This is a genomic window from Gordonia polyisoprenivorans, from assembly GCF_017654315.1.
In the GTDB taxonomy this organism is placed as follows: domain Bacteria; phylum Actinomycetota; class Actinomycetes; order Mycobacteriales; family Mycobacteriaceae; genus Gordonia; species Gordonia polyisoprenivorans_A.
On the sequence record NZ_CP072203.1, the window covers coordinates 2,540,507 to 2,565,322 of the forward strand.

At 67.6% G+C, this 24,816-nt stretch carries 22 protein-coding genes and 1 riboswitch; of the genes, 16 read left to right on the forward strand and 6 right to left on the reverse strand.

The features are described from left to right. Positions 1 to 96 precede the first annotated feature (96 nt). Positions 97 to 1,713 carry an alkaline phosphatase D family protein gene (locus J6U32_RS11440; protein ID WP_208795545.1) on the reverse strand — a complete coding sequence of 539 codons (1,617 nt, stop codon included), beginning with the start codon at positions 1,711 to 1,713 and terminating at the stop codon, positions 97 to 99. 101 nt (positions 1,714 to 1,814) lie between these two features. Then, positions 1,815 to 2,024, forward strand: a riboswitch (cobalamin riboswitch). An 89-nt stretch (positions 2,025 to 2,113) separates the two neighbouring features. On the opposite strand from J6U32_RS11440, the gene J6U32_RS11445 reads away from it, so the two are divergent. From J6U32_RS11445 to J6U32_RS11455, 3 genes are read left to right on the forward strand one after another with little or no spacing between them, the layout of a single operon-like run. Continuing rightward, a complete protein-coding gene (locus J6U32_RS11445) occupies positions 2,114 to 3,187 on the forward strand; it encodes a FecCD family ABC transporter permease (protein WP_208795546.1) in 1,074 nt (357 codons plus the stop codon). A 31-nt stretch (positions 3,188 to 3,218) separates the two neighbouring features. After that, the gene (locus J6U32_RS11450; RefSeq protein ID WP_208795547.1) at positions 3,219 to 3,992 is read left to right on the forward strand and encodes an ABC transporter ATP-binding protein; all 774 of its coding nucleotides are present in this window, start codon (positions 3,219 to 3,221) and stop codon (positions 3,990 to 3,992) included. Beyond that, entirely contained in the window at positions 3,989 to 4,996 is a 1,008-nt protein-coding gene (locus tag J6U32_RS11455; protein WP_208795548.1) for an ABC transporter substrate-binding protein, read from the forward strand. Before J6U32_RS11450 ends, J6U32_RS11455 begins: the two co-directional genes overlap by 4 nt. A gap of 60 nt (positions 4,997 to 5,056) precedes the next feature. Here J6U32_RS11455 and trhA read toward each other — a convergent pair whose 3' ends face one another. Next, on the reverse strand, positions 5,057 to 5,719 hold the full coding sequence (gene trhA / locus J6U32_RS11460; RefSeq protein WP_208795549.1) for a PAQR family membrane homeostasis protein TrhA: 663 nt from the start codon (positions 5,717 to 5,719) through the stop codon (positions 5,057 to 5,059). A 122-nt stretch (positions 5,720 to 5,841) separates the two neighbouring features. On the opposite strand from trhA, the gene J6U32_RS11465 reads away from it, so the two are divergent. Next, positions 5,842 to 6,651: an isoprenyl transferase gene (locus tag J6U32_RS11465; protein ID WP_208795550.1), complete on the forward strand. Its 810-nt coding sequence runs from the start codon at positions 5,842 to 5,844 to the stop codon at positions 6,649 to 6,651. Positions 6,652 to 6,669: 18 nt separating this feature from the next. Here the strand turns inward: J6U32_RS11465 and J6U32_RS11470 are convergent, their stop codons facing one another. Beyond that, positions 6,670 to 8,145 (reverse strand): PLP-dependent aminotransferase family protein, encoded by a 1,476-nt coding sequence (locus J6U32_RS11470; RefSeq protein ID WP_208795551.1) that lies wholly within the window; start codon positions 8,143 to 8,145, stop codon positions 6,670 to 6,672. Between the two features lie 84 nt (positions 8,146 to 8,229). Here J6U32_RS11470 and J6U32_RS11475 point away from each other — a divergent pair, with 84 nt between their 5' ends. After that, a complete protein-coding gene (locus J6U32_RS11475; protein WP_208795552.1) occupies positions 8,230 to 8,994 on the forward strand; it encodes an SDR family oxidoreductase in 765 nt (254 codons plus the stop codon). Then, the gene (locus tag J6U32_RS11480; RefSeq protein ID WP_208795553.1) at positions 8,991 to 9,470 is read left to right on the forward strand and encodes a carboxymuconolactone decarboxylase family protein; all 480 of its coding nucleotides are present in this window, start codon (positions 8,991 to 8,993) and stop codon (positions 9,468 to 9,470) included. The genes J6U32_RS11475 and J6U32_RS11480 overlap by 4 nt, the downstream gene beginning before the upstream one ends. Before the next feature lie 17 nt (positions 9,471 to 9,487). On the opposite strand, the gene J6U32_RS11485 is transcribed toward J6U32_RS11480, so the two are convergent. Further along, a complete protein-coding gene (locus J6U32_RS11485; RefSeq protein ID WP_208795554.1) occupies positions 9,488 to 9,940 on the reverse strand; it encodes a MarR family winged helix-turn-helix transcriptional regulator in 453 nt (150 codons plus the stop codon). 58 nt (positions 9,941 to 9,998) lie between these two features. Here J6U32_RS11485 and J6U32_RS11490 point away from each other — a divergent pair, with 58 nt between their 5' ends. Beyond that, positions 9,999 to 10,367: a cupin domain-containing protein gene (locus tag J6U32_RS11490; RefSeq protein ID WP_208795555.1), complete on the forward strand. Its 369-nt coding sequence runs from the start codon at positions 9,999 to 10,001 to the stop codon at positions 10,365 to 10,367. Between the two features lie 24 nt (positions 10,368 to 10,391). Here J6U32_RS11490 and coaA read toward each other — a convergent pair whose 3' ends face one another. After that, positions 10,392 to 11,333 (reverse strand): type I pantothenate kinase, encoded by a 942-nt coding sequence (gene coaA / locus J6U32_RS11495; protein WP_208795556.1) that lies wholly within the window; start codon positions 11,331 to 11,333, stop codon positions 10,392 to 10,394. 156 nt (positions 11,334 to 11,489) lie between these two features. On the opposite strand from coaA, the gene J6U32_RS11500 reads away from it, so the two are divergent. The 4 genes from J6U32_RS11500 to J6U32_RS11515 all read left to right on the forward strand — a co-directional run bounded on the left by J6U32_RS11500 (position 11,490) and on the right by J6U32_RS11515 (position 16,867). Further along, positions 11,490 to 12,740 carry a DUF885 domain-containing protein gene (locus tag J6U32_RS11500; RefSeq protein WP_208795557.1) on the forward strand — a complete coding sequence of 417 codons (1,251 nt, stop codon included), beginning with the start codon at positions 11,490 to 11,492 and terminating at the stop codon, positions 12,738 to 12,740. A 76-nt stretch (positions 12,741 to 12,816) separates the two neighbouring features. Further along, the gene (gene glyA, locus J6U32_RS11505) at positions 12,817 to 14,148 is read left to right on the forward strand and encodes a serine hydroxymethyltransferase (protein ID WP_276114560.1); all 1,332 of its coding nucleotides are present in this window, start codon (positions 12,817 to 12,819) and stop codon (positions 14,146 to 14,148) included. 80 nt (positions 14,149 to 14,228) lie between these two features. Continuing rightward, on the forward strand, positions 14,229 to 15,101 hold the full coding sequence (locus J6U32_RS11510) for an acyl-ACP desaturase (RefSeq protein WP_208795558.1): 873 nt from the start codon (positions 14,229 to 14,231) through the stop codon (positions 15,099 to 15,101). A 458-nt stretch (positions 15,102 to 15,559) separates the two neighbouring features. Then, on the forward strand, positions 15,560 to 16,867 hold the full coding sequence (locus J6U32_RS11515) for a PhoH family protein (protein WP_208795559.1): 1,308 nt from the start codon (positions 15,560 to 15,562) through the stop codon (positions 16,865 to 16,867). Between the two features lie 57 nt (positions 16,868 to 16,924). Here J6U32_RS11515 and J6U32_RS11520 read toward each other — a convergent pair whose 3' ends face one another. Next, entirely contained in the window at positions 16,925 to 18,349 is a 1,425-nt protein-coding gene (locus J6U32_RS11520) for an NAD(P)/FAD-dependent oxidoreductase (RefSeq protein ID WP_208795560.1), read from the reverse strand. A gap of 131 nt (positions 18,350 to 18,480) precedes the next feature. Between J6U32_RS11520 and J6U32_RS11525 the strand changes: the two genes are divergently transcribed. Genes J6U32_RS11525 through J6U32_RS11545 form a run of 5 tightly spaced genes read left to right on the forward strand, consistent with a single transcriptional unit; the run spans position 18,481 to position 24,815 of the window. Further along, a complete protein-coding gene (locus J6U32_RS11525; protein ID WP_208795561.1) occupies positions 18,481 to 19,596 on the forward strand; it encodes an ABC transporter ATP-binding protein in 1,116 nt (371 codons plus the stop codon). After that, a complete protein-coding gene (locus J6U32_RS11530) occupies positions 19,593 to 20,774 on the forward strand; it encodes a polyamine ABC transporter substrate-binding protein (protein ID WP_208795562.1) in 1,182 nt (393 codons plus the stop codon). Before J6U32_RS11525 ends, J6U32_RS11530 begins: the two co-directional genes overlap by 4 nt. Further along, positions 20,771 to 22,612 carry an ABC transporter permease subunit gene (locus J6U32_RS11535; RefSeq protein WP_208795563.1) on the forward strand — a complete coding sequence of 614 codons (1,842 nt, stop codon included), beginning with the start codon at positions 20,771 to 20,773 and terminating at the stop codon, positions 22,610 to 22,612. The genes J6U32_RS11530 and J6U32_RS11535 overlap by 4 nt, the downstream gene beginning before the upstream one ends. A gap of 55 nt (positions 22,613 to 22,667) precedes the next feature. Continuing rightward, on the forward strand, positions 22,668 to 23,489 hold the full coding sequence (locus tag J6U32_RS11540; RefSeq protein ID WP_208795564.1) for an SDR family oxidoreductase: 822 nt from the start codon (positions 22,668 to 22,670) through the stop codon (positions 23,487 to 23,489). Between the two features lie 57 nt (positions 23,490 to 23,546). Continuing rightward, positions 23,547 to 24,815: an acyl-CoA dehydrogenase family protein gene (locus J6U32_RS11545; protein ID WP_208795565.1), complete on the forward strand. Its 1,269-nt coding sequence runs from the start codon at positions 23,547 to 23,549 to the stop codon at positions 24,813 to 24,815. Position 24,816 lies beyond the last annotated feature (1 nt).

The following is a 24,816-nucleotide window of genomic DNA, read 5'->3' on the forward strand; positions in this document are numbered from 1 at the left end:
CGAGGCGGCCCGGACGGTGCCAGTCGGTGCTGCTGTGCGCGGAATCGCGCGGCGCACAGCAGATGTGGTGCGGGCACAGTTGCTCTGATGGTCTGCTCAGAGCACCTCGACCTCGGGGCGTCCGGCCGGAATGGTCACCACTGCGCGGGTGTGGAGCCGGGCGTCGGCGGTGCTGACGGTCGGGCAGACCCGGAACCGCGCCTCCCACCGGTCGTGGGTGATCGTGTTCAGGACGTATCCGCGTTGGGCGTTGCCGAATCGTACGTGGGGTGAGGCGGCCTTGAGTTGTCGATCGGACTCGTCACTGTCGGCACCGTCGCCGCCGGAGCTGATGGATGTGCCCGCCAACTCGACACCGACCGTGGGCGCAGGTCGGGTGTAGATGGATCGCAACTCCGACACCACATTCCGGTGGATGTCGCCGACGATCGACACGAGATTGGCGGTTCGGCGTTCGCGGGCGCCCTCGAGGACACGGGCCCGCGACGCCTCGTACCCGCTCCATCCGTCCATGCTCACCGCGCGGACCCCGTCACGCTCGCGCGCGAGGTCGGCGATCGTCGTCTGGTGGGCCAGGACGTTCCATCGGCTGCCGGACGCGGCGAGACCGTCGAGAATCCACCGCTCCTGGGCTGCGCCGGTGATGGTGCGGTGCGGGTCGGCGGTGGCCGCGTTCTGCCCGGTGTCGTTGTCGCCGTTGACCTGATCGCTGCGGTGAGTACGCGTGTCGAGGACGCTGAACTGAGCAAGATCGCCGAACGTGAAGCGACGATAGGCACGAAATCCGCGCCCGGGCGGGGCGAGCCGAACGGCGGTGTTCTCCCACCAGGCGCGCATGCCCGCAGCCCGGCGGAGCAGGAACTGCGGTAGGGGTTGGTCGTCCTCGGGAATGTCGGCGGCCCAGTTGTTGTCGACCTCGTGGTCATCGAAGATCGTGATGAACGGGCTCATCCGATGCGCCGCTTGCAGGTTCGGGTCGAGTTTGTACAGGGCATAGCGTTCGCGGTAGTCGTCGAGGTCACGGCATTCGCGATACGCCGACGCCGGCACCACCGCGGTATCGCGTGCACCGCCGCCCATCGGGATCGGCTTCTCGTAGATGTAGTCGCCCAGATGAAACACCACGTCGGGGGCCTCGCGGGCCATGTCACCGAACGCCGGGTAGTGGCCGTCGGCCCAGGCCTGACAGGAGGCGAGGGCGAATGACATTGCGCCGGTGGGAGTTCCGGTGCGTTGCGCGGTGCGGGTCCGGCCGACCTCGGAGACTTCACCGAGCGCGCGGAATCGGTAGAAGTAGTCGGTACCCGGCGTCAGGCCGCGGACGTCGACGTGCACGCTGTGCCCGGTGTTCGGGCCGGCGCGGGTCACCCCGCGCGCCACGACGATCCGCATCCGTTCGTCGCGGGCCACTTCCCAGCCGACATCGTGGGTGTCTCGGCCCATACCCGCCCCGGGTGCGAGGGGGTCGGTCGCCAGCCTGGTCCACAGGATGACAGCGTCGGGGAGCGGGTCGCCGGAGGCGATTCCCAGGGTGAACGGGTGGCCGGCACCTCGGACTCGTGGAGCGGAGGCGGCGTCGGTGGCGAACAGGGTGGGGGCGGTGGCCAGCCCGGCGGACAGCGCGGTCCAGGTGAGGAATCGACGGCGGGTCGTGCCGGCGCGCAGCACCTTGTCCGGGGTGACACGTAGCGGAGCGTGGTTGGGGGAGCGCATGCGTCGAGGCGATCACCGCACGGTGTCGTCACGGACGACGACCGGCCACGAGTCGGTGATGCGGGAGTGAAGACCTGGGCGACGCCTCGGCGAGATGCCTGCTACGCTCAGCGCGCGTCGGTTCCGACCGGGCCACACGGGCCGGTCGGTGAAAAGGGAATCTGGTGAGAATCCAGAGCTGCCCCGCAGCGGTGACGGAAACGACAGCGGCTCCTCGCACTGGACTTCACGGTCCGGGAAGCGGCCGCGGGTAGGTGGCATCTCGGTGCCGGGTCCGAAGTCCGAAGACTTGCCGCCGTGGCCATGGGCAACCGTGGTCGACACTTGCCTCGCGGGATATGGCCGGTGCGCCGATCTGTCGTGCGCGGCTGTCTTCCGCCCGACGAGAGACCGTGCCACAGTGGATGATCACACCTCTCCGCAGGCCACCCCGGCCGCGCCGACCTGGACGCGTGTCGGCGTGTTCGCGGCGCTCGGTGTGCTCGCGCTGTTCGTGGTCGCGTGGGCCGGTGTGGCGTTCGGTACCGCCGACGTCGGTGGTACCGACGTGCCGCGCTTCGTGTGGGCCGCGCTGACCGGCGGCCCGATCTCCGCCGACGACGCCGCCGCGTACTGGATCGTCATCGATTCCCGGGTACCACGCGTGATCACCGGAGCGGTGGTGGGTGCCGGGTTGTCGGTCGTCGGAGTGGTCGTGCAGGCGATGGTGCGCAACCCGCTCGCCGACCCCTACGTCCTCGGTATCTCGTCCGGCGCATCGGTGGGGGCCACGAGCGTGGTGCTCTTCGGCGTCCTGTCGGGCATCGGGCTCTACGCCATGCCGGTCGCCGCCTTCGCCGGAGCTCTGCTCGCCACCCTCATCGTGTTCGGGATGGCCTCCGGCGCAGGCGGATTGACACCGTTACGCCTCGTGTTGACCGGCACCGCGGTGGGCTACGGCTTCTCGGCGCTGACCACCGTGCTGGTGTTTCTCGCACCCACCGGCGACGCCGCGCGCAGCGTGATGTTCTGGCTCCTGGGCAGTCTGGCCGCGGCCAGCTGGTATTCGGCGGTCCTCGTGGGCGTCGTGACCGTCGGCGGGGTGATCGCGGTGGCGAGCCTGGCGCGCTCGCTCAATGCGCTCGCCATGGGTGACGAGGTCGCCGCATCCCTCGGATTGTCGGCGTCGCGGTTCCGCGTCATGGCATTCGCGTTGTCGGCGTTGATGACCGGCGTGATGGTGTCGGTGTGCGGGGCGATCGGCTTCGTCGGGCTCGTCGTTCCCCACGTCGCGCGGTTACTCGTCGGCGCCGACCATCGCCGACTCGTGGTGATCGCTCCGCTGATCGGCGCGGTGTTCCTCGTCGCGGCAGATCTCGTCGCCCGAACCGCCGTGCCGCCGCAGGAACTGCCGCTGGGCGCGATCACCGCCGCCGTCGGGGTGCCGATGTTCCTGATCCTCATGCACCGCCGGCGCAGCGTGGTCGATCGATGAAACGGGTTGACGGCCACCGGAGGTCGGGAACATGACCACAGCGGGGTATCACGGGGTCGGCGTCGACATCGGTTCGGTGACGCTGCTGCGTGAGGTGACCTTCACCGCCGCGCCGGGGAGTTTTCTCGGCGTGATCGGACCCAACGGCAGCGGGAAATCGACACTGCTGCGTTGTCTGTATCGCGCCCAGCGCCCCACCGTCGGCCACGTCGAGGTCGACGGCGTCGACGTCACCGCGATCTCGATGCGCGACAACGCCCGTCAGGTCGCCGCGCTCACCCAGAGTTCCACGCTGGACTTCGATTTCACCGCAGCCGAGGTGATCGCCAGCGGTCGGTTCCCGCATCGGTCGATCGCGCGGACATCCCGGGCGAGGGACGCCGCGGCGGTCGAGGAGGCCATGGGTGTCGCCGGAGTCGGCCATCTCGCCGACCGCGTCTTCACCTCGCTGTCCGGGGGTGAGGCGCAACGGGTGCTGATCGCGCGGGTACTCGCCCAGCAGCCGCGGGTGATGGTGCTCGACGAGCCGACCAACCATCTCGATGTGCGACACCAGTTCTCGGTGCTGGCCGCAGCCCGGGACTCCGGCGTCACCGTGGTCGCGGCGCTGCACGATCTGAACATCGCCGCCCAGTTCTGCGACACGCTGCTCGCCCTCGTCGACGGTCGCGTCGTCGGGACCGGCACTCCCGAGCAGGTGCTCGTCCCCGCGAATCTGCGCGCCTGGTTCGACATCGACGCCCACATCGTCCGGCATCCCCGACTCGACGTCCCCCAGATCCTCTTCGATGAAAGGCAACCATGAGAAGACTCCCACTGCTCGCGCTGGTCTGCGCGGCGCTGCTGGCACTCGCCGGATGCGGCGCCGATGTGGCGTCGCCGTCACAGACGTCCGCCGGGGCCTCGGTGACCGTCGCCAACTGTGGTGCGCCACTGACGGTTCCCGGCGTACCGGCCCGCGTGCTCACCAACGACACCGGCATCACCGAGTTCATGTTCGCCCTCGGTCTCGCCGATCGGATGGTCGGCTACACGACCTACGCGGGCAAGGAACGTGACATCGCGTCCTCGCCGTGGAAGTCGGACTTCGCGACGACCAAGAACCTCGGCGACGCCTTCACCCGAGAGGTCATCGCGGCCGCACAGCCCGACTTCGTGTTCGCCGGATGGAACTACGGATTCAAGGAGTCCACAGGAGTCACCCCGGACTGGATCCGCACGATCGGTGCGGTCCCGTACCAGCTGACCGAGGCGTGCCGGCAGGCCGGCAGCACCGCGCGCGGCATCATGCGGCCCTTCGATGCGCTCTATGCCGACATGAGCAATCTCGGTGAGATCTTCGGCGTGCAACGCCGCGCCGGTGACCTGGTGTCGCAGTACAAGTCGCAGGTCGTCGAGGCCGGGCGCGGAGCCCCGCAGGCCGGCTCCCGGGCCAAGGTGTTCCTCTTCGACAGCGCCGACCCGAGCCCGTTCACCTCCGGGCGCAACGCAGCTCCGGATCAGATCATCGACGAGGCCGGCGGCACCAACGTATTCGGCGATCTCAACGACTCCTGGACCACCACGTCGTGGGAGGCCGCAGCGCAGCGCAACCCCGACGTCATCGTCATCGTCGATTACGGTGCCGGAGAGCAGAACACGGTCGACGCCAAGATCCGCCAACTCGAATCACAGCCGCTGATGGCCAACACCACCGCCGTGCGGGAGCGGCATTTCATCTCGTTCCCGTACGCCGCACTCGTCGAGGGCCCGCGGAATCCGGCGACCACGGTGGCGCTGGCGAAATACCTGCGCTCGATCGGTCGGTGACGGCCCGGGGCTGACGAACTCGGGGATGTGGTTGGTGGGGGTCCGGCACGGTGGGGCGTGTCAGGCCAGCACCAACCACACCGCGATGTAGTGCAGCAGTGCCGCGATCGCGGTGCACACGTGGAAGACCTCGTGGTGACCGAAGGTCGCCGGCCACGGGTTGGGGCGCCGCAGCGCGTAGAGGACTCCGCCGACGGTGTAGAAGACCCCGCCGAGGGCGAGGAGCACCATGACCGCGACGCCCGCGTGGGTCACCAGGCTCGGGGCGACGGCGACGATCACCCAACCGAGCAGCACATAGAGCGCCACGCCGAGCCAGCGTGGTGCCGCCGGCCAGACGATCTTGAGCACCACTCCGGCGACCGCGCCGATCCAGACGATCCCGAGCACCCACCACCGCAGCGGGGACGGCAGGGCGACCACACAGAACGGCGTGTACGTGCCGGCGATGAACAGGAAGATCATCGAGTGGTCGGCGCGCTTCATGCGGATCTGCGCGCGGACGGTCTTCCAGTGCACCCGGTGATAGGTCGCCGACACGCCGAACAGGCCGACGATGGTGATCGCATAGACCGCGCACGCCGTGGACGCGGCCGCGCCGCGCAGGAGTGCCGCGCCGATCACCACGGCAATGCCGCAGGCCGCGGCCACGAAGGCCGCGTACTGATGGATCACGCCCCGCAACCTCGGGCGATCGGCCACCGGTGTCGTCAGTACGGTCATCACAGGAACCTACGGTACCGTAAGTTAGCTGCTGTGCGGGATCGTGTGGCGATCACCTCCCGTTCGTCGGGAGACCGACGACCGCACACGCCCTCGACCGTGCGCGGCTAATCTGGGTCGCGATGAAACTGCTTCCCGATCGCCTGCGCGGCCCGATGCTCACCGTGTACGAGCGACGTCTGGTCCAGCTGATGGACACCACCCGACTTCCGTGCCACGTTGCGATCATCTGCGACGGCAATCGGCGTTGGGCCCGCGAAGCCGGTTTCGAGGACGTCAGCCACGGTCATCGGGTCGGCGCCCGGCGTATCGCCGACATGCTCGGGTGGTGTGCCGAGCTGGGGATCGAGACGGTGACCATCTACCTGCTGTCGACGGAGAATCTGCAGCGCGAATCCGAGGAACTCGACGCGCTGATGGAGATCGTGCCCGACATCGTCGACGAGATCTCGCGGCCGGCCGACGACGCCGACCCCGAGGCGCCGGCCGGCGACTGGCAGGTGCGCATCGTGGGCACGCTCGATCAGCTGCCGGAGGAGGTGGCGCAACGGCTGCGCAGTGCCTCCGAACGCACCCGGGGCCGCAATGGCATGAACGTCAACGTCGCCGTCGGTTACGGCGGGCGCCAGGAGATCGTCGACGCCGTGCGCGCGCTGCTCGCGGAGTGCAAAGCCGACGGCGGGACGCCCGAGCAGATGATCGACGCGGTCACCGTGGAGGCCATCGACCGCAACCTTTACACCAAGGGTCAGCCCGATCCGGATCTGGTGATCCGTACGTCCGGAGAGCAGCGGCTCTCCGGATTCCTGCTGTGGCAGAGCGCGTACTCCGAAATCTGGTTCACCGACGCGTACTGGCCGGAGTTCCGGCGGGTGGACTTCCTGCGCGCGCTACGCGACTACGCGGCCCGGAATCGACGATTCGGTAAGTAACTCCGGGCCCTTCGTCGGTCAGCGGTACTCGGTGATCAGCGTGGCGAGGGCGTCGACGTCGCGGACGAAGGTCGAGTTGGCCGGACTTGCGAATCCGACGACCAGCCCGCCCTGAGCGACGCCGTTCTCGTCGACGGGCGGATCGGCGTCGGGGTGGCGCATGGCGTCGAGGCCGCCGAAGGCGAAACCCCGTGCATGACAGTCTCGCAGGAGTCGGTGCTCGACGTCGACCGGCAGCGGGATCACCGCGTGCAGACCGGCCGCGATCCCGGACACCTCGATCCCATCGGCGGCGAGTCGGGCGATGAGGTGATCGCGTCGGGCGCGATAGAACTGACGGCTGCGCCGGATGTGGGTGTCGTAGGTGCCGGCCGCGATCATGTCGGCGAGGACGAGCTGATCGACGATCGAGGCGTCCGGCTCGCGAACCCCTTTGGCCCACATGACCGCCGACACCAGCCGCGGCGGCAGGACGAGCCAGCCGATGCGTACCGCCGGCGAGAGACTCTTGCTCACCGATCCGGTGTGGATCACCGAGTCGGGCGCGAGACCCTGCAGCGCTCCCACCGGGTCACGGTCGTAGCGCAACTCGCCGTCGTAGTCGTCTTCGACGATCACCGCGTCGGTACGCGCGGCCCACTCGACGACCTCGGCGCGCCGATCCGGTGCCAGCGCCACGCCGAACGGATACTGATGACTCGGCGTCAGCACGACGGCGTCGGCGCCGGCGTCGGCCAGACGCGACACGTCGGCACCCCGGGCATCGACGGGTAGCGGCGAGGTGGTGATACCGCGCCGGGCGATGACCTCCCGGTGGAACGGCAGGCCGTGGCTTTCGACCGCCACTTTTCTCCCGAACACGTTGCGCGCCAAGAGGTCCAGCGATCCGCTGACCGAGGTGGTCAACACGATGCAGTCCGGGCTGGTCCGGACGCCGCGGGCGCGGGCGAGGTAGGCGGCCAGTTCGGTGCGCAGCGCCACGCTGCCGTTGGGTGCCGATGGCGCGAAGACGGAATCGGCGGCCCCGCTCAGCGCACGTCGTGTCGAGGCGGCCCATGCCGACCGGGGAAACAGCGACGGATTCGGTTGCCCGAGAGCGAAATCGTGGTCCGCGGCGGGCAGGGTGACCGTCGGTGGCGCCAGACCGGCCGGCTGTGGATGTATCCCGCCGGCGACCCGGGTGCCCGAGCCCTGACGCGCGGTGAGGCGGCCCTCGGCAACGAGTTCGGCGTACACGGCGGCCACCGTGCCGCGGGCGAGTCCGAGATCGGCGGCCAGCGACCGATACGGAGGCACCATGGTTCCCGGGGGTAGCCGGCCATCGGAGATGGCGTCGCGCAGGGCGTCGGCGAGAGCGCGGCGCCGTCGGGCTCCGCGTCCCCGTGCCGTCGTCGACGGGTCCGGCTGGAGATCGAGGAACAGGTCGGCGCCCAAGCGTGCCGCCACACGCTCCCACGGGTCGCCCTCGCTTGAATTGACCTTCTTTTCGGCCATCGGATTGGACCTCTTTTCCGGTGCAATTACTCCCTACCGTAGGTGATACGACACTCGAGATGAGAGAACCGGAGGAGGCAGGGGATGCGAACAGTCGTGTTCGGGGCGAGCGGAGAGATCGGACGCCGCCTGGGCGAAACGTTGCAGAACAGAGGGATCGAGGTGGTCGCCGCGCAGAGGTCGGCCGGTGTCGATGTGTACACCGGCACCGGGGTGGCCCGGGCATGCGCGGGTGCCGACGTCGTCGTCGACTGCGTCAATGTCACGACCACTCGTGCCAAGGTCGCCGTCGACTTCTTCGGCACGGCCGCACGGCGGATCGCCGAGGGCGCGGTCACTGCCGGCGTGGGCCGGGTGGTCTGCCTGTCGATCATCAATGCCGCTGATCCGGCGGTCAACGCGAAGTTCGGCTACTACCGGGGCAAGGGTGAGCAGGAGCGGGTCTACCGCGAGCTGCTCGGGCCCGACGTGCTCAGGGTGGTGCACTCGGCGCAATGGTTCGAACTCGCCGAGCAACTGCTCGCGCGCACGAGTCTGGGGCCGGTGGCGGTGGTACCGCGCATGAGGTGTCGGCCCTTGGCGGCCGCCGACGCCGCCGACGCCGTGGCCGATGCGGCGCTCGAACCCGCGCGCGGCGATGTCGAGGTGGCCGGGCCGGAGGTGATCGATCTCGCCGATCTGGCGAAAGATGTTGCTCGTCAGGATCATTCCCCACGATGGGTGGTCCCGGTGCGGATCGGGGGTGCGGCGTTTCGGACGAACGGGTTGCTACCGCGCGGTGAGTTCGTGCAGGCCGCCACGACCGTCGAGAAATGGCTGGCCGGTCGCGGTGAGCAGGTAACGCGATGAGCGCGGCAGCGCCCGACGGCGTGCGCTATTGGCTACCGACGGCCAACCCCGGTGTCTACAAGGCGCTCGTCGCCCTTCAGCGCGCATCGGCCGACGGGCTCGATCGAGAACTGTTGGAACTCGTCAAGATCCGCGCCTCGCAGCTCAACGGGTGTGCGTACTGTCTGCACATGCATCTCTCCGATGCGCTCGGTCTCGGCATGGATCCGATCACCCTCGGGATGGTCGCGGTGTGGCGCGAATGTCTTTCGATGTTCGACGAGAAGACCAGAGCGGCACTGGAATTGACCGAGTATGTCACACGGATCGGTGACGACGGGGTGCCCGACGAGGTCTACGAGCGGGTGCGTTCGGTGTTCGGTGACGAGGCCTTCGGTCAGGTGCTCGCATCGATCGCCATGATCAATGTCTGGAACCGGATTGCCCTCACCGGAGGCTATCCGGCCGGTCTCGATGAGCGCGCGCCGCGTTCCTGAGCTCACGCCGACACAGGTCACCACAGAGGCCGGGGAGTGGCGTCCGCGCCGAGCCGCTGCAAGGCGCCGACGACCGTCGCCATCGCGTCGTGCCCGATGTCACGCTCGAGGTCGGCGGCGACGTCGGCGGCGCTCTGCGCGGCCAGCCGGGTCACCGCCCGGCCGCGTTGGGTGAGTTCGACCAGCCGTGCCCGCCGATCGGTCGGATGTGGTCCGCGTGTGACATAGCCCTGATCCTCGAGCGTTTCCACGATCGCGGCGGCCGATTGCTTGGTGACCCCCAGGTGCGCGGCGATGTCGTTGACCGTCGCCCCGGCGGGGGCGATCCGGGCGAACACCAGCCCGTGCACCGGGCGCAGGCCCGGGTGTCCGTGGGCCACGATCCGGGAGTTGATGTGTTCGGTGACCGCCGCCTGTGCGCGCATCAACAAGAACGGGAGATCGGCCATCGGGGGACCCGGGGTTGACATGTGGACAGTCTAGCTGTCTTATAAAGACAGTTTAACTGTCTGATAAGGAGTGGTGGTCATGTCTGTCGTCGTAGGGCCGGTGGTTCACGGAATGCACGGTGCGCGGTTCGAGTCCTTTGTGGCGCCGTCGCGCGGTAGCGCCGAATTATGCGCGTGGCGAACGGTTCTGGAACCGGAGCAATACGGCACGGCGCATCGGGTGGACCGTGAGGAGATCTTTCTCGTACTGGCCGGGGAGCCGGAGTGCGAGCTCGATGGTCGGCGGCACACCTTGGCGGTGGGGTCGGTTGTCCATGTACCGGCCGGGTCGCGGGTGCGGCTGGACAACCCGGGATCGGCGGAGGCGGCGGTGTGGGTCACCGCGCCGGCCGGCCTGACCGCGGTCACCGACTCCGGGGAGACGATCACTCCGCCCTGGGCTCACTAGGGCGCGTCTCCCGTACCCGCGGGTTCACAACTTGCGCAGGCGAACCCGATTGATCGAGTGGTCGGCGTCCTTGCGGAGCACCAGGCTCGCTCGGGGGCGGGTGGGCAGGATGTTCTCGCGCAGGTTGGGCAGGTTGATGGAGGTCCAGATGTCGCGCGCGGCGATCATCGCCTGATCGTCGGTCAACGACGCGTAGTGGTGGAAGTGCGAATTGGGGTCGGCGAACGATGTCGACCGCATCTGCAGGAACCTCGAGATATACCATTTCTCGATGTCGTCGGTCTTGGCGTCGACGTAGATCGAGAAGTCGAACAGGTCCGACACCATCAGGGTGGGCCCGGTCTGTAAGACGTTGAGCCCCTCCAGGATCAGGATGTCGGGCTGGCGGATGTAGTGGCGGACATCGGGAACGATGTCGTAGGTGAGGTGTGAATAGACCGGCGCGGTGACCTCCCGGGCGCCCGATTTCACCTCGGTGACAAAGCGCAACAGCGCCCGACGGTCATACGACTCGGGAAAACCCTTGCGGTGCATGATGGCCCGACGTTCCAGCTCCGCGGTCGGCAGCAAGAAGCCGTCGGTGGTGACCAGATCGACCTTCGGATGCGACTCCCAGCGGGCGAGTAGCGCCGCGAGCACACGTGCGGTCGTCGACTTGCCCACGGCGACACTGCCCGCGATACCGATCACGAACGGCACCTGCTTTGCTCCGTGACGATCGCCGAGGAAGGTCGAGGTCGCGGCGAACAGACGTTGCCGCGCGGCCACCTGCAGATGGATGAGTCGCGACAACGGCAGGTAGACCTCGGCGACCTCGGTCAGGTCGATCTGTTCACCGAGGCCGACGAGCTGATCGAGTTCGTCCGAGGTCAACACCATCGGCATCGATTCACGCAGTTCACGCCACTGTTTGCGGTCGAGTTCCATGTACAGACTTGGATCGCGATCACTGGAGTGGCGTGCCATCAGCGCAGCACCGCACCCGTGACGGTCGCTGCAGGGGTGCTCGACATGCCACCCACCCTATAAGCACCGCCGAATCGGTCGCGCCGGAGCCCTATCGGGACGAACGCGACATGATGGCGTGGCCGATGCGTGAGGTGGTGGGTAGCGTGTCCGACTATGTCTCCTGCCCAGGCGAGTACCTCCTCGTCCGACGTGGTCACCGCATACCTCCGGCTCGGGCTGGCCTTCGATCGCATCGAGGAGGGATTCGTCGACGCCTACACCGGCGACCCGAACCTGCGTGCCGCGGTGGGCAATGCGCCGGCACCGCAACCCGCCGAACTCGCCGATGTCGCACGGGGACTGCTCGCCGACCTACCCGGCGACCTCGATCCGGACCGCGCCGCGTTCGTCGGCGCCCACCTGCGCGCGCTGGAGTGTTCGGCCCGCAAGTTCGCCGGCGACGACATCGGCTTCGTCGACGAGGTACGCGCCTACTTCGACGTCGACATCGAGCCGGAGGACCCGGCAATCTACCGGGCAGCCCACGCCGAACTCGCTGCGGCCCTGGGTGTTCCGGGAAGTTCGGGAGAGGCGCTGGCAGCGGCTTATGCCCGCCATCGGCGTACCGACGAGATTCCGCCGGAACGGGTCGACGAGTGCGTACGTGCCTTCAGCGGCGCACTGCGTGAGCGGGTGCGCTCCACCTATCCGCTGCCCGACTCCGAGATCGTCGACTTCGAGGTGGTCACCGACAAGCCGTGGTCGGGATTCAACTACTACCTCGGCGACTATCGCTCCCGGGTGGCGATCAACATCGATCTGACACAACACATGTCGAATCTGCCGCACCTGATCGCCCACGAGGCCTATCCGGGTCATCACACCGAACACTGCCGCAAGGAGCAGCGACTCGTCGGCGGGGGACAGCAGGAGCAGACGATCTTTCTCGTGAACACCCCGCAATGCCTCATGGCCGAGGGTTTGGCCGACCACGCCCTGCACGCGATCGTCGGGCCCGAGTGGGGTGTGTGGGCGCAGGAGATCTACGCCGATCTCGGCCTGCGGTTCGACGGGCAGCACGCACAACAGGTGGGTCGGGCGACCGCCGGGCTGCTCGGCGTGCGCCAGGACGCCGCCCTGATGCTGCACGATCAGCACCGCGACGCCGACACCGTCGCCGAATTCTTGCAGCGCTGGCTCCTCGCGCCACCCGAACGGGCGCGGCAGATGCTGCGCTTTCTCACCTCCCCGTTGTGGCGTGCCTACATCTCCACCTACGTCGAGGGCTATCGCCTGCTGCAGCGGTGGCTCGACTCCGATGCCCCCGGTATCGGCGGTGCCGATCGTGCCGCGCGCTTCGGGCGGCTGCTCGACGAGCCATTGATCCCGGCGTCGTTGCGAGCCGAACTCGGCGAGACCGCCTGACCTCGCCCCGGAGGTCCGCAGCGGATGGTCCGGGGAGGATTCGGTCCGCGGGCGCCGGGCCCATAGACTTGCGGGCATGACCGAGAACGCCTCGTCCGCACAGTCCGTGAACTCGACGTCGGTGAACGCGATGTCGCTGGTCGACGTCGACCCCGACGTCGCCGCCGCGATGAACGGTGAGCTGAGCCGGCAGCGCGACACCCTCGAGATGATCGCGTCGGAGAACTTCGTCCCGCGCGCGGTTCTGCAGGCGCAGGGCAGCGTCCTGACGAACAAGTACGCCGAGGGATATCCGGGTCGGCGCTACTACGGCGGCTGCGAGTACGTCGACGTCGTCGAGGACATCGCGCGTGACCGGGCCAAGGCGCTCTTCGGCGCCGACTTCGCCAATGTGCAGCCACATTCGGGCGCGCAGGCCAACGCCGCGGTGCTGATGGCGTTGATGAACCCGGGTGAGACGATGCTCGGTCTCGACCTCGCACACGGCGGGCACCTGACCCACGGGATGCGACTGAACTTCTCCGGCAAGCTCTACGAGAACGCCTTCTACGGCGTGAGCAAAGAGGACTTCCGCATCGACATGGACGAGGTGCGCAAGATCGCCCTCGACACCCGCCCGAAGGTGATCGTCGCCGGGTGGTCGGCTTATCCCCGCACCCTCGACTTCGATGCATTCCGCTCGATCGCCGACGAGGTCGGCGCCTACCTGTGGACCGACATGGCCCACTTCGCCGGTCTGGTGGCCGCCGGGCTGCACCCCAACCCGGTACCCGCCTCCGACGTCGTGTCCTCGACGGTCCACAAGACCCTCGGCGGACCGCGCTCGGGCATCATCCTCGCCAAGCAGGAATGGGCCAAGAAGCTCAACTCGGCGGTGTTCCCCGGTCAGCAGGGTGGTCCGCTCATGCACGTCATCGCCGGTAAGGCCGTCGCATTGAAGATCGCCGGCACCGAAGAGTTCGCCGAGCGGCAGCGTCGCACCCTGTCCGGCGCGAAGATCCTCGCCGACCGGCTCACCGGCGCCGACGTCGCCAAGGCCGGTGTCTCGGTGCTCACCGGCGGCACCGACGTGCACCTGGTGCTCGTCGACCTGCGCAACAGCCCGCTCGATGGACAGCAGGCCGAGGATCTGCTGCACGAGGTCGGCATCACCGTGAACCGCAACGCGGTGCCCTTCGATCCGCGCCCGCCGATGGTGACCTCCGGACTGCGGATCGGAACCCCCGCGCTGGCCACCCGCGGGTTCGGTGACGAGCAGTTCACCGAGGTCGCCGACATCATCGCGACCGCGCTGGCCGCCGGGACCGGCGCCGACACCTCGGCGTTGCGGGCACGCGTGTCGCGTCTCGCGCTGGATTTCCCCCTCTACGACGGTCTCGAGTCGTGGGGGCTGATGAGCCGCATCTGATCGGCGTCGCGGCGGCGGCGCGCCCCGCGGGGGATGTCCGGATTGCCCCCGATGGTTACGCATCCGTATCCTCTTACGCGATGAACGCACTCACCGAAGACGACCTGATCATTGCGCTCGAGAAGGCGCTTCCGGAGATCGCCGAGGATCACGCCGCGGCGGCCACGCCCTGGAACCCGCACGACTGGGTGCCGTGGGACGACGGCCGCAACTTCGCATTCCTCGGTGGCGACGACTGGGATCCGTCTCAGGCGACGCTGTCCGACGAGGCGCGCGCCGGCACCCTCGCGCTGCTGCTGACGAAGGACAACCTGCCGTCCTATCACCGGGTGCTCGCCAAGCACTTCCCGGCGTTCTCCGACTGGCGTCAGCTCGTCGGGGTGTGGACCGCCGAGGACAACCGGCACGCCATCGTGTTGCGTGACTACCTCGTGGTGCGGCGCGCGATCGACCCGGTGGATGCCGAGGAGCGTCGTCGCGAGCACGTCACCAAGGGGTACCGCCAGCGTCCCGAGCTCGTTCGGGATCTCGGCCCGCTCGATGTCCTGGCATTGATGGCGGTGCACGAGTACCAGTGCGTGCACTACGTCAAGCGTCTGGCGACCGCGGTGACCGATGACGTCTACCAGACGATCCTCACCAAGATCGTCGGTGACGACGAACTGCAGGCCCGGACCTTCACCAACTTCCTCGGTGCCGGACTCGTCGCCGATCAGGACGCCACCGTGATCGCCGTCGACGAGGCACTGGCCCGACTGACCACCGAGCCCATCGGATTCGACATTGACGACTTCGACGCGGAGCGCGCGCTGATCGCCGACTACGAGGGCGGCGAGACGCACACGGCGATCGCTGCCGCCATCGCCGACGGCCTCAAGCTCGAGAGCTTGCAGGAACTCGGCGACGACGCCCAGGCCGCACGGCAGCGCATCCAGGCGCTCGCCGGCCGATAGACCGCCGACTCACCACACTCCCGGCACCCACGCGATCGCGTGGGTGCCGGGAGTGTGTGCATGAGCAGGTGCTGTGGTCTCGCGTCGCGGGCGGGTCCGGCCCGTTCCCGGGCCCCACCCACCGGCGGTGAGAACAGTTCCGGACGTGCCGATTGAGCACGGCTTTTCTCCCGGTGGCGACGCCATCGTCACTTCGCTCAAACGATACGTGCGTTTACGCGAAATTCACGCCGACACACCTTCTCCGGCGCGCCGCCACGCGCCACACCGCGTACGTTGACGAGTGACGGGCCGCGGGGAAGCGGTTCGTCCGGGAGGTTCTCATTCGTGGTTTGCAAGAGCAGCGCGAGGGGGCCGGCCCCGGTCCCCGTCCACTTCGGCTAAGCCGAAGCGGACCGAGACCCAGCCGGTCGACTTGAACTGGTTTGTGCGGGCGCCGCACAAATGTAGGAGCCCACGTGACCACACGCACCTACGTCCTTGACACCTCCGTCCTGCTCTCAGATCCCTGGGCGGTCACCCGTTTCGCCGAACACCATGTGGTTCTTCCGCTGGTGGTCATCGGCGAACTCGAGGGCAAACGTCACCACCACGAGCTCGGCTGGTTCGCACGTGAGGCCTTGCGGCTCCTCGACGATCTGCGGCTGGAATACGGTCGACTCGACATGCCGTTCCCCATCGGGGACGAGGGCGGCACGTTACAGGTGGAACTCAATCACACCGATCCGGCCGTGCTGCCTGCCGGATTCCGTACGGAGACAAACGATTCACGGATTCTCGCGTGTGCACTCAACCTGCGGGCCGAGGGTAAGAACGTCACCCTGGTCTCCAAGGACACGCCGCTGCGGGTGAAGGCCGGCGCGGTGGGCCTGGCCGCCGACGAGTACCACGCCCAGGATGTCGTGGTCTCCGGATGGTCGGGGATGGCCGAACTCGACGTCGACCAGCCCGCCATCGACACCCTCTTCGCCGACGGCGTCGTGGACATCGACGCAGCCCGGGAACTGCCGTGCCACACCGGGGTTCGGCTGATCGGTCAGGGCTCGGCGAGTGCGCTGGGCCGGGTGAACGACGCCAAGCAGGTGCAGTTGGTGCGCGGTGATCGTGAGGCCTTCGGTCTGCACGGGCGCTCCGCCGAACAGCGTGTGGCGCTCGATCTGCTGCTCGACGACAGTGTCGGCATCGTGTCGCTGGGCGGCAAGGCCGGAACCGGCAAGTCGGCGTTGGCCTTGTGCGCCGGACTGGAGGCCGTCCTCGAACGCCGGACCCAGCGCAAGGTGGTCGTCTTCCGTCCGCTCTACGCGGTCGGCGGACAGCAGCTCGGTTACCTGCCCGGCGGCGCCGACGAGAAGATGGGTCCGTGGGCGCAGGCGGTGTTCGACACGCTGGAAGGCCTTGCCTCGCAAGAAGTCATCGAAGAGGTGCTGGCCCGCGGAATGCTGGAGGTCTTGCCACTCACCCACATCCGCGGTCGGTCACTGCATGACTCGTTCGTGATCGTCGACGAGGCGCAGTCGCTGGAGCGCAACGTCTTGCTGACCGTGCTCTCGCGCCTGGGGTCGGGGTCGCGGGTGGTGCTCACCCACGACGTCGCGCAGCGCGACAACCTGCGCGTCGGACGACACGACGGTGTGGCGGCAGTCATCGAAAAGCTCAAGGGGCACCCGCTTTTCGCGCACATCACGCTGACCCGCAGCGAACGATCACCGATCGCTGCGCTCGTGACCGAGGTGCTCGAGGAGTTCGCGCCGGGCGCGGCGTACTGATCGCCGATTGAAAGTCGGTATCCTCGAAATCTACTGATTCGCACCGGGTGTCGGAGTTCAGGACCGACCCGACACCCGGTCGGCCAGCCGTGCGATGGCATTCGTCCGCGATGAGCCATCGGCCAGTTCACGTCGATCGGCCGTGCGGTAGGCGGCGTACATCGTCGCCACGCCGAGCCAACGAAGCGGTTCTGGTTCCCAGTTGCGGGTGCGGTGCCCGACCCATGGTAGGTCGGTGAGATCGGTGCGGTCGCCGGCGACGAGGTCGCACAGCGTTCGCCCGGCCACGTTGGTGGTGGTCAGACCTGACCCCACATAGCCGCTGGCAGAACCGATTCCGGTGGTCGGGTCGTAGCGTATGGATGCCGACCAGTCCCGACTCACCCCCAGCACCCCACACCAGGTGTGGGCGATCGGGGTGTCCGCGGTGGCCGGGAACATCTCGTGCAATGCGGTCACCAGGGATGCTGTCGTCCGCTCCTGGGTCCGGCCGCGATCATCGATGCCGGAACCGAATCGATAGGGAACGCCGCGCCCGCCCAGGGCAATCCGGCCGTCGGCGGTGCGCTGCGAGTACGTGTAGGCGTGAGCGGTCTCGCCCAGCAGCTCGCACCCGCCCCATCCGATGCGCTCCCAGTTCTCGTCGTCGAGTGGCTCGGTGACGATCATCGATGAATTCATCGGTAGCAGCGTGCGGTGCGTATCGGCCATGGTGGCGGTGAAGCCCTCGAGGCAGACCAGGATCGATTCCGCCCGCACCACACCGCGATCGGTGTCGACCCGGCGCGGACTGATGCCGGTGACGGTGGTGCCCTCGAAGATCTGTACGCCCCGGCGGGCCACCGCCTCGGCGACCCCGTGGGTCAGCTTCGCCGGGTTCACCCGGGCGCACTGGGACGAGTACATCGCCGATCGTGCGCCGGCAATGGTGATCCGCTCGGCGAGGGCGACGTCGTCGAGATACTCCCATCGACCACCGAGATGCTCCTCGTGCTCGATCTCGGCGCGTAGTCGGGCGTCCTGTGCCGCACAACGCGCGATGTGCAGGACCCCCGACTTCACCGCGTCGCACTCGATGGACTCGCTGGTGATGCGGTCGAGGACCTCGTCGACGCCGGACCGCATGGTCGCGGTGAGACGGCGATTGGCGTCGAGACCGTCGCGCCCTCGAGACTCGGCGATCGCCGCATAGGTGCGACGATTGCCCGCGACCTCGGCCGAGAGCCAGCCACCGTTGCGGCCGCTGGCGCCGAACCCACAGAACTCGCGCTCGAGGACGACGATGCGCGCGTCGGGTAGTCGCTCGGCGAGGTAGTACGCCGACCACAGGCCGGTGAGTCCGCCGCCGACGATCGCGATGTCCGCGTCGCGATCGCCCGGCAACGGCGGACGCGGGACCGACGGTCCGGTGGTGGAGTGCCAGTAGGAGACGTCACCGTTGCGCATGTGCCCACCGTACGTTGCCGATTGTTGCGCGTGCATTAAGAATCAGTCGCTCAAGTGGAAATCGGAGACTGAATCCGTGACGATTTCATCGAATGACCGACGTATTCGTAACTCCTGAGGTTGACTGACCCGCCCGCCGCCGGCGTGGTCGCCACGAAAGGCCCACCATGACCACTGTCTCGCAGGCTCCGATCGCCGAGTCCGCGCCGACCACCCGCGGTGCGGTTGCCCTCCGGGCTATCCGCAAGGTGTATGCCAACGGCCACGTCGCGGTCACCGACATCGATCTCGACATCGCCGCGGGTGAGTTCGTCTCGCTCCTGGGACCGTCCGGGTGCGGTAAGACGACGCTGTTGCGCATGCTGGCCGGTTTCGAGCGGCCCACCGCCGGTGACATCACCCTCGACGGGGCCTCGATCGTGGATGTGCCACCCGAGCGTCGCCCGGTCAACACCGTGTTCCAGTCCTACGCGCTGTTCCCGCACATGACCGTGGCGCAGAACGTGGGTTTCGGTCTGCGTCAACGCAAGGTGGCCAAGAAGGAGATCGGCCAACGTGTCGCCGACGCGCTCGGGCTGGTGCAGATGACGCGCTTTGCCGACCGCAAGCCGGCGATGCTCTCCGGCGGCCAGCAGCAGCGTGTCGCGCTCGCCCGGGCGCTGGCGAACCGGCCCGACGTGCTGCTGCTCGACGAGCCGATGAGTGCGCTGGACCGCAAGTTGCGCGAGGAGATGCAGATCGAACTCAAACTGCTGCAAAAGGACCTCGGCACCACCTTCATCTTCGTGACCCACGATCAGGAGGAGGCGTTGTCGATGAGCGACCGGATCGTGGTGATGAGCGAGGGACGCATCGCGCAGGTCGGCGTCGGCAAGGACATCTACGCTGCGCCGACCAGCCGGTTCGTCGCCGACTTCATCGGCAAGCAGACCTTCTTCGACGTCACCGGCGAGTACGAGGACGGACGCATCGCCACCACCGACGGTCGTTTCGCCATCGCCGACACCCCGGTCGACACCACCGGTGGCCTGGTCGTCGCGGTACGCCCCGAGGCGATCTGGTTCGCCGAGAGCGACGCCGACGTCGATGCCGCCGACAACGTCGTGTCCGGGACCGCCGCAGGGGTGTCGTTCCTCGGTGACCTGACGCAGGTGGTGGTCACCACCGACGCGGGTACCGAGGTGCTGGTGCGCGGCGCCACCCGCAACTTCCCGCCACTGCACGAGGGGCAGCGTGTGCGATGCACCTTCGCCGGCTCCGACACCCTGGTGTACGCCAAATGATCGGGCGCGCACCATCGGCCGCGCCGGACGCGGTACGCGCACTGGTCCCGAAGCAATCCGTCGCGCGCATCACCCGTCGCAGCTTCCTCGCCGGAATCGGTGTGGCGGTGGCCGGGGTCACCGTGTCGGCGTGCGGTGGCAGTCACAAGATCGCGAGTTCGGCGCCGATGGGCACCGCCGCCGAGGGCAGGCTGAACTACTACAGCTGGGGAGACTACGAGGACCCCAACGATCTCGACGGCTACGAGAACCGCTTCGGTGTCACGCTTCAAGTCGACTCCTTCGGCTCCAACGAGGAGATGATCGCCAAACTCGCTGCGGCCCGCGGAACCTCGGGGTATGACGTGGTGGTGCCCACCGGGGTATACATCCCGCAGATGGTGGAGCACGACCTGCTCGATCCGCTCGACCATGCGCGCGTGCCCAACCTTGCCAACCTCGAGGAGCGGTTCTTCGACCCGCCCTGGAATCCGCGCTCGCGCTACGGCGCCTGCAAGGACTGGGGCACCACCGGATTCATGTATCTCAAGTCGCTGACCACGACGACCCCGACCACGTGGCGTGACTTCATCGAGTTGGCACAGGGCCCGGCCCGGGGCAAGGTCAGTGTCCTCGAGGATCCCTGGGAGGTGGTCTCGATTGCCATGGGGGCGTTGAACATCGACCCGAACACCACCGACGGGAAGGATCTCGCCGCGGCGCGCACGCTACTCGTCAACGAACTCGCGCCGACGCTGCAGGGGTACAACTCGTCGATCACCTCGGTGGTGTCGGGGGGTGCCTACAGCTTGCTGCAGGCGTGGAACGGCGACGCGCGTCTGACACTGACGAACGAGAGCGACCCCGACAAGTGGGGATTCGTCTACCCGTTGCCGACGGCCAACCTGTTCGTTGACAACTTCGCGATCGTGCGCGGGACCCAACATCCGGTCGCCGCACACGAATTCATCAACTACATGCTCGACCCGGAGGTGTCGTACCGGGAGATGGAGTACATCGGCTACCAGACCGGGGTGAAAGGGATGGCGGAGAAGGGCCGGGCCGCCGACCTCGACTACCCCGACCTGTTGTTCCCACCCGACGAGGTGGTCGATCGGCTGGTGTCGGCCAATGTCGACTCGGCCACCCAGGAGCGCACCGAGATCCTGGGCCAGATGCAGGCGAGGAGCGCCCGATGACCACCACCGTCGACACCCCGGCGATCACCCCAGAACCGATCACCCCGACCCCGAAACCGCCATGGCGGCAACGGTTGTTCGGTGCAGGCGGGCTCACCTTCCCGGCCTGGGCGTATCTGCTGTTCTTCTTCGTCGTCCCGGTGGCACTGGTGGTGTGGTACAGCTTCGGCTACAAACCCGACCAGTTCACCACCTATGCCACCGACCAACTGAGCTTCGGTCGCTATTCGGAAGCCTTCGGCGCGGACTACCGGTCGACCTTCTACAACACCCTCACCATCGCCGTCACCGGAGTGGTGATCGCGCTTGCCGTCGGTGTGCCGTTCGCCTATTGGCTTGCGGTCAAATCGAATCCGCGACGACGCCCGATCTATCTCGCCCTCATCATCATCCCGTTCTTCACCAACTTCCTGGTGCGCACCATCGGCTGGCAGATCACCCTGGCCCCGTCGGGATGGCTCTCGGGTGCGATGCAGAGCATGGGGCTGGGCGAACTCGGCATCCTCTACACCCGCGCCGCGGTGCAGGTCGGCGTGGTCTACAACTACCTGCCGCTGATGATCTTTCCCCTGTACGTGGCGATGGATCGTGCGGGTCTGTCGCTGCGGGAAGCCGGGCGCGACCTCGGTGCCAACCGCTGGACGACGTTCTTCCGGATCACCCTGCCGCTGGCCTCGCCGGGCATCGTCTCGGGCACGCTTCTGGTGTTCATACCGTTGATGGGCGACTACGTGACACCGTCGGTGCTCGGCGGTGCCAAGGGCACGATGGCCGGGCAGATGATCGCCGCGCAGTTCGAGACCGCCCAGAACTGGGCACTCGGCAGTGCCATGACCGTGTCGCTGATGGCGATGGTGCTCGTGTGCGTGGTGATCGCCGGTCTCGTCGTCAAAGGTATTGCGGTGCTTCTGGATCGACAGGTGTTCTCGGTGACCCTGCCCGACGGACAGCCGGCCGATCCCGGCCCGCTGCCGCGTCTGGTGATGACGCCGCTGCGCACCCGGCGGGATTGGTACTCGATCTGTCTGAAGGCGTGGTCGGTCGTGGTCTATGCCTTCCTGTTCCTGCCGATCCTGGTGATCGTCGCCTACTCGTTCAACACCGGGCGTGTACTCGCGTCGTTCGAGGGATTCGGGTTCGGCGCCTACCGCGACGCGCTCACCGACGACACGATCCTGCACAGTGTGCGCATTTCCTTGGAGGTGGGCCTGCTGTCGGCGCTGCTGGCCACGCTCCTGGGGTCGCTGGCCGGCATCGCCATCGGGATGTCGCGGCGCCCGCGCTGGTGGTCGGTGGGGTTGCTGGCCCTGCTGACGGTCACCCTGGTGACGCCCGACATCGCCGATGCCGTGGCCTTCCTGCCCTGGTATGTGACGCTCGGTGTCGACTGGAATCTGTTGCCGTTCAACAACGGTCTCGTGCGGTTGGTCATCTCGCACGCGGTGGTGTCGATGGTCGTGGTGACGTTCATCGTGCGAGCGCGGGTGTCGGCTCTCGATCCGGCACTCGAGGAAGCGGCCGCAGATCTCTACGCCTCGCCGCTCGCGCGGCTGCGCCACGTGATCCTGCCCGCCGCCGCCCCGGGCATCTTCGCCGGGATGATGCTCGCGTTCACGTTCAGTCTCGACGACGTCGTGATCTCGACCTTCGTCCAGCAGCCGGGTTACACGCCGTGGCCGGTGTACATCTTCTCCGCGGTGCGTATCGCCCTGCGGCCGGAGGTGGCCGCGATGTCGACGCTGATGCTGGTTCTGACCCTGGTCGTTTTGGCGCTGTCGGCGCTCGTGCTGCGCAGGTCCGGGGAGGATGCGACCTCGATGGCCAAGATGATCGGCTGAGGCACGACTCGACCCGAACCTTGAAGGTGAAACCGGGTTCAAGTACGGTCGGGTCATGGAGATCCAGAACACAGTCGCCGTGGTCACCGGTGCCGGCGGCGGCATCGGTGGTGCGATCGCCCGCGCGCTCAGCGCCGCCGGCGTCCGGGTGGTGTTGACCGACCTCGATTCCGACGCCGTCGCGCGCACCGCAGAGGCGATCGTCGAGGCCGGCGGCCAGGCGATTGCGCTGTCCGGCGACGCCTCGGACAACGCCCACATCGACGACGTGGTCACCGCGGCCGGTGAGCATTTCGGACCGGTCGACCTGTATTTCGCCAACGCCGGGATCGGCGGCGCGGCGGGGCTGGATGCCACCGACGACGCCTGGGACACCGTCATCGACGTGAACCTGATGGCGCATATACGCGCCGCGCGTCGGCTCGTACCCGAGTGGAGCGAACGCGGTCGCGGATACTTCATCAGCACTGCGTCGGCGGCCGGCTTGCTCACCCAACTGGGGTCGGCGACCTACTCGGTGACCAAACACGCGGCGGTCGGGTTCGCCGAATGGCTCAGTGCCACCTACGGCGACGCCGGTATCCGGGTCAGTTGCCTGTGCCCGATGGGCGTCGACACCAAACTGCTGCGTCCCGACCATGCGCCGGACACCGACGGCGAGCGCCTGATGCAGCGAGCGGTCGAGACCGCCGGCGCTGTGATCACGCCCGAGGAGGTCGCCGACCTCGTACTGGCCGCGATCGCCGATGAGCGGTTCCTGATCCTCCCGCATCCGGAGGTGCTCGAGATGTACCGCCAGAAGGGTGCCGACTACGACAGGTGGCTGCGCGGCATGCGGCGCTATCAGGCCGCGCTGCTCGCGCCGCAGGACGCCTGAAGCGCCACCGCCGGCGAATCCGTCGAGACCACAACCGCTCTCATCGAGGAGACAACCATGACCCTGTTCGAACCGTCACCGCGGGCCGAGGAATACCGGCAGAAGCTGCTGGCCTTCATGGATACCTACATCTATTCCAACGAGGCCGTCTACGACCAACAGATGCGGGAGTCGGCCAATCCACATGCCACCCCCGACATCCTGATCGAACTCAAGGCCAAGGCGAAGGCCGAAGGACTGTGGAATCTGTTCCACCCCTACGCCGAATGGGGTCCGGGTCTGTCGAACCTGGAATACGCGCACCTCGCCGAGATCATGGGACGGGTCGGGTGGGCGCCGGAGGTGTTCAACTGCAACGCCCCCGACACCGGCAACATCGAGGTGCTGACCCTCTTCGGCACCGACGAACACAAGCAGCGCTACCTCAAGCCCCTGCTCGATGGTGAGATCGCCTCGGCGTTCGCGATGACCGAGCCCGCAGTCGCCAGCTCCGACGCGACCAACATCGAGTTGCAGATGGTTCGAGACGGTGACGACTACGTCCTCAACGGACGAAAGTGGTTCGCCTCCAACGCGGTGCGGCCCGACTGCAAGGTACTCATCGTGATGGGCAAGACCGATCCGACCGCTCCGACCCATCGACAGCAGTCGATGATGGTGGTGCCCACCGACGCCGATGGTCTCACCATCGTGCGCAACCTGCCCGTCTTCGGCTACGTCGACCGGGAGAGCCACGGCGAGTTGGTATTCGAGAACGTCCGGGTGCCCGCGACCGATGTCCTCAAAGGGGAGGGTGAGGGATTCGCGATCGCCCAGGCGCGTCTGGGGCCGGGCCGCATCCATCACTGCATGCGCACCATCGGGATGGCCGAGCGGGCACTGGAACTCATGTGTCGGCGAGCGGCCGCACGCTCGACCTTCGGACAGTCACTCGCCGATCGCGCCAACATCCAGGACTGGATTGCCGAGGCGCGCATCGACATCGAGATGGTGCGGCTGCTGACCCTCAAGGCCGCGTACATGATGGACACCGTCGGCAACAAGGCCGCGGCGACCGAGATCGCCGCCATCAAGGTGGCTGCGCCCAACATGGCGCTCAAGATCATCGACCGCGCCATCCAGGTCCACGGTGGTGCCGGTGTCACCGACGACTTCCCGCTGGCCATGGCCTACGCGCACCTGCGGACGCTGCGCCTGGCCGACGGTCCCGACGAGGTGCACAAGCGCGCGATCGCCCGCCGCGAGTTGCGCAGCTACCGGGAAGCCGCCACGGTGCCGGAGACGGTGGCCGGCGTGTCCGACGACGCGCTCTCGGCCCGGTACTGAT

What these genes read in the sequence shown, in the direction of transcription:
- J6U32_RS11440 (WP_208795545.1), bottom strand. Translation starts at nt 1,713, where the DNA reads ATGCGCTCCCCCAACCACGCTCCGCTACGTGTCACCCCGGACAAGGTG.
- J6U32_RS11535 (WP_208795563.1), top strand. Translation starts at nt 20,771, where the DNA reads ATGACCACCACCGTCGACACCCCGGCGATCACCCCAGAACCGATCACC.
- J6U32_RS11480 (WP_208795553.1), top strand. Translation starts at nt 8,991, where the DNA reads ATGAGCGCGGCAGCGCCCGACGGCGTGCGCTATTGGCTACCGACGGCC.
- J6U32_RS11490 (WP_208795555.1), top strand. Translation starts at nt 9,999, where the DNA reads ATGTCTGTCGTCGTAGGGCCGGTGGTTCACGGAATGCACGGTGCGCGG.
- J6U32_RS11525 (WP_208795561.1), top strand. Translation starts at nt 18,481, where the DNA reads ATGACCACTGTCTCGCAGGCTCCGATCGCCGAGTCCGCGCCGACCACC.
- coaA (WP_208795556.1), bottom strand. Translation starts at nt 11,333, where the DNA reads ATGGCACGCCACTCCAGTGATCGCGATCCAAGTCTGTACATGGAACTC.
- J6U32_RS11470 (WP_208795551.1), bottom strand. Translation starts at nt 8,145, where the DNA reads ATGGCCGAAAAGAAGGTCAATTCAAGCGAGGGCGACCCGTGGGAGCGT.
- J6U32_RS11540 (WP_208795564.1), top strand. Translation starts at nt 22,668, where the DNA reads ATGGAGATCCAGAACACAGTCGCCGTGGTCACCGGTGCCGGCGGCGGC.
- J6U32_RS11465 (WP_208795550.1), top strand. Translation starts at nt 5,842, where the DNA reads ATGAAACTGCTTCCCGATCGCCTGCGCGGCCCGATGCTCACCGTGTAC.
- trhA (WP_208795549.1), bottom strand. Translation starts at nt 5,719, where the DNA reads ATGACCGTACTGACGACACCGGTGGCCGATCGCCCGAGGTTGCGGGGC.
- J6U32_RS11450 (WP_208795547.1), top strand. Translation starts at nt 3,219, where the DNA reads ATGACCACAGCGGGGTATCACGGGGTCGGCGTCGACATCGGTTCGGTG.
- J6U32_RS11510 (WP_208795558.1), top strand. Translation starts at nt 14,229, where the DNA reads ATGAACGCACTCACCGAAGACGACCTGATCATTGCGCTCGAGAAGGCG.
- J6U32_RS11520 (WP_208795560.1), bottom strand. Translation starts at nt 18,349, where the DNA reads ATGCACGCGCAACAATCGGCAACGTACGGTGGGCACATGCGCAACGGT.
- J6U32_RS11545 (WP_208795565.1), top strand. Translation starts at nt 23,547, where the DNA reads ATGACCCTGTTCGAACCGTCACCGCGGGCCGAGGAATACCGGCAGAAG.
- J6U32_RS11485 (WP_208795554.1), bottom strand. Translation starts at nt 9,940, where the DNA reads ATGTCAACCCCGGGTCCCCCGATGGCCGATCTCCCGTTCTTGTTGATG.
- J6U32_RS11530 (WP_208795562.1), top strand. Translation starts at nt 19,593, where the DNA reads ATGATCGGGCGCGCACCATCGGCCGCGCCGGACGCGGTACGCGCACTG.
- J6U32_RS11455 (WP_208795548.1), top strand. Translation starts at nt 3,989, where the DNA reads ATGAGAAGACTCCCACTGCTCGCGCTGGTCTGCGCGGCGCTGCTGGCA.
- J6U32_RS11500 (WP_208795557.1), top strand. Translation starts at nt 11,490, where the DNA reads ATGTCTCCTGCCCAGGCGAGTACCTCCTCGTCCGACGTGGTCACCGCA.
- J6U32_RS11475 (WP_208795552.1), top strand. Translation starts at nt 8,230, where the DNA reads ATGCGAACAGTCGTGTTCGGGGCGAGCGGAGAGATCGGACGCCGCCTG.
- glyA (WP_276114560.1), top strand. Translation starts at nt 12,817, where the DNA reads ATGACCGAGAACGCCTCGTCCGCACAGTCCGTGAACTCGACGTCGGTG.